Here is a 7,216-nt window from a genome sequence, read left to right as displayed (position 1 = left end):
CCGCCCTGCGGTTCACGAGGTTGCGTTGGGCCAAACCACGGGGCGGCGCATCGTGCTGGGGGACTGGGATCGCGAGGGGTGGCTGCTGCAGATCGATGATCAGGGCTTTCATCTGGAATCGTTTGCGTTTGAAGCTTGACCCGGTTTGGCAATGACATGGCGATCAGCAAGGCTAACGTAGCCCGTGGCCGAACACTGGATGGGTAGGCGCGTGGCTTGTCCCGCGATCTGGCGCGCAGCGGCAGTAAACCGGTAAAACGCGATGCACCTGATGCACCGCACTCGCAGGTTTTACGACCGGTTCCCGGCCGATCGCGGGACAAGCCACGCTCCTACAGTCTGCGCCCAATAGCTTTGATCAATGCCCTCCCCCAGGCGCCGCCTTTGCCGTAAACGGCGGTTTCGCCAGCCAGATGATCAGGATCAGCGCCAGGAAGATCCAGCCCATCATGTAGAAATAGTCCACCGTGGACATCATGTACGCCTGGGCAGTGACCATCGAATCGAGCTGTGCATAGGCCTGATTGCTCGCCCCGCCGAGGGTTTCCAGCGCATGCCGCGTCGTCGGCTCATAGGCGTTCACGTTCTCGCTGAGGTACGCGTGGTGCTGATCGGCACGGCGTATCCAGATCCACGTGGTCAATGACGCCGCGAAGCTGCCGCCCAGGTTACGCAGGAACGTCGCCAGCCCCGAGCCGTCGGCGATCTGCGACGGCGGCAGGTCCGACAGCAGAATGCTCAAGGTCGGCATGAAGAACAGCGCAACGCCTGCGCCCATGAACAACTGCACCAGTGCAATGTGGGTGAAATCCACCTGACTGGTGAAATCCGAACGCATGAAGCAGCTCAGCCCGATCGCCAGGAACGCGATGCCGGCCAACAGACGCAAGTCAAACTTGTGCGCGTAACGTCCCACAAAGGGCGACATGATTACCGGCAAAACGCCGAGGGGCGCGACGGCCAGCCCGGCATAGGTCGCGGTATAGCCCATCTGTGTCTGCAGCCATTGCGGCAAAATCAGGTTGATCCCGAAAAACCCCGCGTAGCCTCCCACCAGGCAAATCGTCCCGACGCGGAAGTTGCGGAACGCAAACAGCCGCAGGTTGACCACCGGATGGTCGTCGGTCATTTCCCAGATCACAAACGCCGCCAGGCCTATCGCTGAAATCACTGCGCCGATAATGATGAAGTTCGATTCGAACCAGTCCAGGTCGTTGCCTTTGTCGAGCACGATCTGCAGCGCGCCCACGCCAATGATCAGCGTGATCAAGCCTACGTAGTCCATCGGCTGGCGACTGGTCGTGACCGGCCGCGTGGCCATTTGCTGGCGGACGACAAATGCGGCGAACAGGCCGATCGGCACGTTGATGAAGAAGATCCACGGCCAGCTGTAACTGTCGGTGATCCAGCCGCCGAGAATCGGCCCGGCAATCGGCGCCACCACCGTGACCATCGCCAGCAGTGCCAGTGCCATCCCCCTTTTCGCCGGAGGGTACACCGCGATCAGCAGGGTCTGGGTCATCGGGTACAGCGGGCCTGCCACCACGCCCTGCAAGACGCGAAAGCCCACCAGTTCAGGCATCGACGTGGAGATACCACAGAGGAACGAGGCCATCACGAACAGCAACGTCGCCCACAGAAACAGCTTTACCTCGCCGAAGCGCCGGCTCAGCCATCCCGTCAGCGGCAGGGCGATGGCATTACTGACCGCGAACGAGGTGATGACCCACGTGCCCTGCTCCGAGCTCACACCGAGGTTGCCGGAGATGGTCGGCAAGGCCACGTTGGCAATGGTCGTGTCGAGCACTTGCATGAAAGTCGCCAGCGACAGGCCGATGGTGGTCAGCAACAGGCTGGGCGGCGTAAAAGAAGCGGGAGCGTTATTACTCATCGCGGATCCCTGGACACTCGAAGATCACCCCGGCCGGCAGAGCAGGCCGGGGCAGAAGGATGGGCAAATCAGCGCTGAGCCGTCTTGCCGCTGTTTGACGCGCTGTTTTCGTGGATCACGCGGGCGATCATCGTGTCGGCATCGGCCAGTTGCCTGGCGTAGACGTCGGTAGTGAACAACGGCTGCTTGGGCGGTTGCTGCGCCAGCACCGGACCGCTCTGGTCATGCAGGTTCACGTCGACGGTGGTCGACAGGCCGATGCGCAGCGGGTGCTTGGACAGCTCGTCGGCGTTGATGTGAATCCGCACCGGCACACGCTGAACGATCTTGATCCAGTTACCGGTGGCGTTCTGCGCGGGCAGCAACGCAAACGCACTGCCGGTCCCGGCGCCGACGCTGTCCACGGTACCGCTGTATTTGACGTCGCTGCCGTACAGGTCCGCTTCGATGTCCACCGGCTGGCCGATGCGCATCTGGCCCAGCTGGGTTTCCTTGAAGTTGGCGTCGATCCACAGCTGATCGAGGGGAATCACGGCCATCAACGCAGTGCCGGGCTGGACCCGCTGGCCCAACTGCACGGTGCGTTTGGCAACATAGCCGGTCACCGGTGCGATCAGCGTGCTGCGTGCATTGCTCAGGTAGGCCTGGCGCAACTGAGCGGCAGCCGATTTGACGTCCGGGTGCGACGACACTTGGGTGTCATCCACCAGCGCGGTGCTGGTAGCCAGCTGTTGCTGGATGTTGGTCAACGCGTTTTGCGCCGTGGTCAGGTCATCCTTGGCGTGGGACAGCTCTTCCTGGGAAATCGCCCCGCCCGCCGCCAGACTGCGACGACGGCTGTAGTTGTCCTGGGCTCGCTGCACTTCGGCGCGCTGGGCCGCCAGTTGGGCTTTCATGCCGTCGACATTGCTGTACAGCCCGCGCACCTGGCGCACCACTTTCGCCAGATTGGCTTCGGCACTTTGCAGCGCCACTTCAGCGTCGTTGGGGTCGAACTGGACGAGCACCTGACCTTCGCGCACCAGGTCGCCGTCGTCGGCACCGATGCTGACCACGGTGCCGGTGACCTGCGGGGTGATCTCCACGACGTTGCCGTTGACGTAGGCGTCGTCGGTGCTTTCACTCCAGCGGCCGTACATTTCGTACCAGGCCCAGACGCCGATCACCCCGAGCACCACGATCAACAACAGGCCGAGCAGCAGCAACCTGCGCTTGCGTGGGTTCTTGGCCGGCTTGCTCTGCTCCGCGCCTTTATCGGCGGGCTTGCCAGCGCCTTTGTCAGGCGTGGAAGCGTTGACGTCCTTCTGTTCGTTTGCAGCGTTGTTTTCGCTAGTGGTAGTGGCCATGACGATTACCTTAATGAGTCAGCGAAGCAGTTGACGGGACGACCGGGGCGGCGTTGTCGCCGGGCTTGCTTTCTTCGAAGCCTCCCCCGAGGGCCTGCATCAACTGGATCGAAAGATCGATTCGTTCCGCGTTGAGATCAGCCTGTTGGCGTTGCGATTGCAGCAGTTGTTGCTCGACGCTGAGTACATCCAGGTAATTGCCGATGCCGGATGAGTAGCGCTGAACAACGGTGTCGTAGGATTTCTGGATGACGTCTGTCGCCTGCTGCCGTGCCTCGATCTGGAGGCGGATGTCGCGCAACTGACCAATGCCATCGCTGACATCGCCCAACGCGCGCACTAGCGTCTTGTTGTACTGCGCCACGGCGAGGTCATAGTCGGCGTCCCGGGCATCAAGGTCGGCACGGCGCCGACCACCGTCGAAGATCGGCAGTGACACGGTTGGCGCAACGTTGAAGAAGCGACTCGCCGAACCGAACATCGCATCGCCCAGCAGCGATTCGACGCCCGCCGACGCACTCAGGTTGAGGTTCGGGTAGAAGTTGGTCTTGCTGACGTCGATGTTTTTGCTCGCCGCCTCCACCCGCCAGCGCGCCGCCACCAAATCAGGGCGACGGCCCAGCAATTCGGCGGGCACCACCGAAGGCAGGGCCACGGCGGCAGGTTGCAGGACGGCCGGCCGGCTCAGTTGTTCGCCACGGTCCGGGCCTTTGCCCATCAACACCGCCAATTGAATCCGGGCACTGCGCAGGCGTTTTTCGGCGTCCGCCAGCGACTCGCGGGAGTTGGCTTCAAGGCTCTGGGTCTGCTCGTACTGGTACTCGCTGTCGATGCCCGACTTGAAGCGCCGCGCGCCGAGGTCCAGCAACTGACGCGTGCGCTTGAGGTCTTCAGCCGCCAGGTCGCGGACGATGTAGGCCTGGCCCAAGTCGCTGTAAGCGCGGGCGACGTCGGCGGCGAGGGTCAGTTGCGCCGCACGCTGGTCCACTTCGCTGGCACGGGCCTGGCCCAGCGCCGCTTCCCAGGCAGCGCGCTGGCCGCCCCACAGATCGAAGTTGTAATTGAAACCTGCGCTCAGGCTGCGCAACGTGCTGTAACGACCCCCTGCGCCGGTCGGGTCCTGATCACGCGCCAGGCGCGAACGGCTGACGCTGGCATCGGCGTCGACGGTCGGCATACGTTCGGCGTTGGCCGCATAAGCCTGGGCGTTTGCCTGATGGGTGCGGGCCGCGGCGACCTGCATGTCCGGGCTGTCGCGCAATGCCTCGGCGATCAGGCTGTTGAGCTGCGGATCGCCCAGACTGGTCCACCAGTCGCGCTTGGGCCAGGCGGCAGGCGTCAGATTGATACCCGCAAGGCTCTGGCTGGCCTGCAAGGAGTTGACATCGATACCGACGCCTTCGGTTTTCAGGCCTTTTGAGCTTGCGCAACCGGCAAGCACCAGCGCCACGAATACCAGGCTCAGGGACGTACGCAGGGCCGAGCCCTGGCGGAATTGAGTGTTCATCGTTCGGCGATCCGGGCAATCGTGATGGGGTCGCCGGAGGCAACCAGAATTTTCGTCAAAATCTTTTCCAGGGCCAACAGCTCACCGTCCTCAAGCACGCCGACCATCTCGTTCATCGCCTGCGCGCCGATTTCCGGCAACAGGTCGGAGAGCGCTTTCCCTTCATCGGTCAGCACCAGTTGCACCTGACGCCGATCGGATTCCGAGCGCGCGCGGGACAACAGGTTTTTCTGCTCCAGACGGTCGAGCATGCGGGTCATCGAACCGCTGTCCAGGTTCAACATCCGGCAGATGTCCGCCGGGGTCTCGGCGCAAAAACGCGCGATCATGACCAGCACCTTGAACTGCTGCGCGGTCACGCCGTGGGGCTCGAGATGCCGGTCGAGGATGCGATTTTTCAGCTGCTCGGTCCGGCCCAGCAACATGCCTAACAGGCTGTCGTGAAAATTTTCGGGAGTGAAATGTGCCATTGATAGCCAACCATTATCTGCTTAGGCAGTGAATGGAGCGGATCTTACTGCCTAGGCAGTAAACACACAATGAAACAATATTTAGGATGCGAGGATTCGGACGAACGTGGTTCGCCGAGCAAAGCTCGGATTTCAGAGTGTGTTGATGAAAACGCACGGGCCCCGACGGTAGGAGCCGGCTTGCTGGCGATTGCGATCTGCCAGTCGCTGATCGATTGGAGGGCAGGTCCGGTTCGCCAGCAAGCCGGCTCCTACAGTCCGGGCTCGTCAGAGAGGAGTGTTAAAGCGCCGGCACGCCGCTGTGAAAACGGAAGTCCTGATCGGGGCTTTGGATCAGTTCGCGCTCAGCCAGGCGAATTTCTTCGATCTTGGCGTCGACGTCCGCTTCGTCGCCGTAGGCATAGGCGAGCTTCAGGTAGTCCTGAAAATGACGGGCTTCGGATTTGAGCAGGCTGGCGTAGAACTTCGACAGGTCTTCGTCCAGGTGCGGCACCAGTGCGGCGAAGCGTTCACACGAGCGTGCTTCGACGATCGCGCCGACGATCAGCGCATCGGTCAGGCGATACGGGTTATGGGTGCGAACGAGCTTGCGCAGCGACCCGGCATAACGCGCCGAGCTGATGTTGGCCATCGGGATGCCGCGCTTTTTGATGATGCCGATCACTTGCTCGAAGTGACGCAGCTCTTCGCGCGCCAGCCGCGACATCTTGGCCAACAGGTCAAACTTGTCGTTGTACTGGAACATGAACTGAAACGCCGCACCGGCGGCCTTCTTTTCATTGTTGGCGTGGTCGATCAGCAGGATATCCAGATTCTGCAAAGCGGCCTGGACCCAACTGTCCGGCGTGGGGCAAAGCAGGAAGGCGTCGATTTCCGGATAAATCTGCATGAGTTCACGAATGGCTGGCTGGGCAAGGCGCAGCATTATACGGAGCCTGACGGGCAGAGCCAGCGCACGGAGATGAAAAGCGCCGGATTAAAGGCATGCGCGCGGCAGTCACCGCACGATCACACCGTGCCCAGCGCATCCTTGAGGAAGCCGGGGGCGATGTACCGTTCATAGTGCGCTTCGGACAGCAGGAAAAATTCCCGATCAATGGCGTCACGCAGTTCGGGCAGCGACCAGTCGCGAAACTCCGGCAACAGCACCATGCCGTAGGCGTCCAGCTGGTTGATCACCCGCGCGCCCCGCGCAATCAGCTGGTAAGCCCAGCAATATTCCGACTGATGCGGGACGAATCGGATTTTGCGCTGCTCCAGTTGCACGCGCAGCCTGGCCGGGTCAAAGACCTCGACTTTCCCCGCCATCACCTGCACCAGCAGCTGTTCCAGGCGCAACCAGACAGCGCGTTTCGCCTCTTCGTCGTAGCCGTTCCAGTGGATCACTTCGTGGTGGAAGCGCTTGCATCCCCGGCACACGAGGTCGCCGTAAACGGTGGAGCACAGGCCCACGCAGGGCGTTTTGATGATTTGATTGGGCATGACGGAGCAACACGGCAGCGAACGAAACAAGCCGGCATGTTAGCCCTTTGTCTAACGAGGTACACCCTTCAACCTGTAGGGGCTAACTTACTTTAAGCGGTTTTTTACCGTAGAATCACCGGGCCTTTTAAGGCGCCAATGTCCGTTGGAAGCTGTTTTCAAAGCGTCACGAGCACAGTCAGGGTTTTTTTACGAAAGGTCGGCAAGCCACTTTTCGTACAAAAACCCGCCCCGCAGTCCGGTTTGACGCAGGTTGACCTGCGTCCCCTCCCCAAAACCGATCATGCAGGCGTAAAACTTTGAAAACAGCTTCTGTTGGAGATCGTCAGCTTCCTGCCAAGAAACTTTAAAAAGTTCGAGAGCGCCGATGCGGACCTTCTCTGGATGAGCGTCCCGGACACCCATTTGGGACCACTGATGAGGGTAATACTGTGCTTGAAGCCTACCGTAAACACATCGAAGAGCGTGCCGCCCAGGGTATCGTGCCCCAGCCGCTTAACGCCGAACAAACTGCAGGCCT

Annotated in this window: 7 protein-coding genes and 1 pseudogene; 2 read left to right on the top strand and 6 right to left on the bottom strand. The window is 61.3% G+C overall.

What is annotated here, in order from left to right; genetic code table 11:
- A pseudogene (locus tag VF672_RS01390) lies at positions 1–139 on the top strand (UDP-2,3-diacylglucosamine diphosphatase); the annotation flags it as partial.
- 219 nt (positions 140–358) lie between these two features.
- Here the strand turns inward: VF672_RS01390 and VF672_RS01385 are convergent.
- The 6 genes from VF672_RS01385 to VF672_RS01360 all read right to left on the bottom strand — a co-directional run bounded on the left by VF672_RS01385 (position 359) and on the right by VF672_RS01360 (position 6,696).
- Positions 359–1,891, bottom strand: coding sequence for a DHA2 family efflux MFS transporter permease subunit (locus tag VF672_RS01385; protein ID WP_331100616.1), 1,533 nt, complete (start codon positions 1,889–1,891; stop codon positions 359–361).
- A 68-nt stretch (positions 1,892–1,959) separates the two neighbouring features.
- The gene (locus tag VF672_RS01380; RefSeq protein WP_331100614.1) at positions 1,960–3,237 is read right to left on the bottom strand and encodes an HlyD family efflux transporter periplasmic adaptor subunit; all 1,278 of its coding nucleotides are present in this window, start codon (positions 3,235–3,237) and stop codon (positions 1,960–1,962) included.
- A 10-nt stretch (positions 3,238–3,247) separates the two neighbouring features.
- Positions 3,248–4,744: an efflux transporter outer membrane subunit gene (locus VF672_RS01375; protein WP_331100612.1), complete on the bottom strand. Its 1,497-nt coding sequence runs from the start codon at positions 4,742–4,744 to the stop codon at positions 3,248–3,250.
- Positions 4,741–5,214, bottom strand: a complete 474-nt coding sequence (locus tag VF672_RS01370; protein WP_331100610.1) for a MarR family transcriptional regulator — start codon at positions 5,212–5,214, stop codon at positions 4,741–4,743. The genes VF672_RS01375 and VF672_RS01370 overlap by 4 nt, the downstream gene beginning before the upstream one ends.
- 280 nt (positions 5,215–5,494) lie before the next feature.
- Positions 5,495–6,103 (bottom strand): tRNA-(ms[2]io[6]A)-hydroxylase, encoded by a 609-nt coding sequence (locus VF672_RS01365; RefSeq protein ID WP_331100618.1) that lies wholly within the window; start codon positions 6,101–6,103, stop codon positions 5,495–5,497.
- Positions 6,104–6,222: 119 nt separating this feature from the next.
- Complete coding sequence (locus tag VF672_RS01360; RefSeq protein WP_331100608.1) at positions 6,223–6,696, bottom strand: DUF1289 domain-containing protein; 474 nt, start codon at positions 6,694–6,696, stop codon at positions 6,223–6,225.
- A 431-nt stretch (positions 6,697–7,127) separates the two neighbouring features.
- On the opposite strand from VF672_RS01360, the gene VF672_RS24495 reads away from it, so the two are divergent.
- Positions 7,128–7,216, top strand: an 89-nt coding sequence (locus tag VF672_RS24495) for a hypothetical protein (RefSeq protein WP_414705555.1), incomplete at its 3' end; no start/stop codon positions are given.

The organism is Pseudomonas sp., assembly GCF_036387035.1.
Lineage (GTDB): Bacteria > Pseudomonadota > Gammaproteobacteria > Pseudomonadales > Pseudomonadaceae > Aquipseudomonas.
The sequence above is the reverse complement of the archived record's forward strand: the minus strand, read 5'-3'. Positions and strand labels throughout refer to the sequence as shown.

Excerpts from the sequence above, each read along its gene's own strand:
- VF672_RS01385 (WP_331100616.1), bottom strand. The coding sequence starts at position 1,891 with ATGAGTAATAACGCTCCCGCTTCTTTTACGCCGCCCAGCCTGTTGCTG.
- VF672_RS01380 (WP_331100614.1), bottom strand. The coding sequence starts at position 3,237 with ATGGCCACTACCACTAGCGAAAACAACGCTGCAAACGAACAGAAGGAC.
- VF672_RS01375 (WP_331100612.1), bottom strand. The coding sequence starts at position 4,744 with ATGAACACTCAATTCCGCCAGGGCTCGGCCCTGCGTACGTCCCTGAGC.
- VF672_RS01370 (WP_331100610.1), bottom strand. The coding sequence starts at position 5,214 with ATGGCACATTTCACTCCCGAAAATTTTCACGACAGCCTGTTAGGCATG.
- VF672_RS01365 (WP_331100618.1), bottom strand. The coding sequence starts at position 6,103 with ATGCAGATTTATCCGGAAATCGACGCCTTCCTGCTTTGCCCCACGCCG.
- VF672_RS01360 (WP_331100608.1), bottom strand. The coding sequence starts at position 6,696 with ATGCCCAATCAAATCATCAAAACGCCCTGCGTGGGCCTGTGCTCCACC.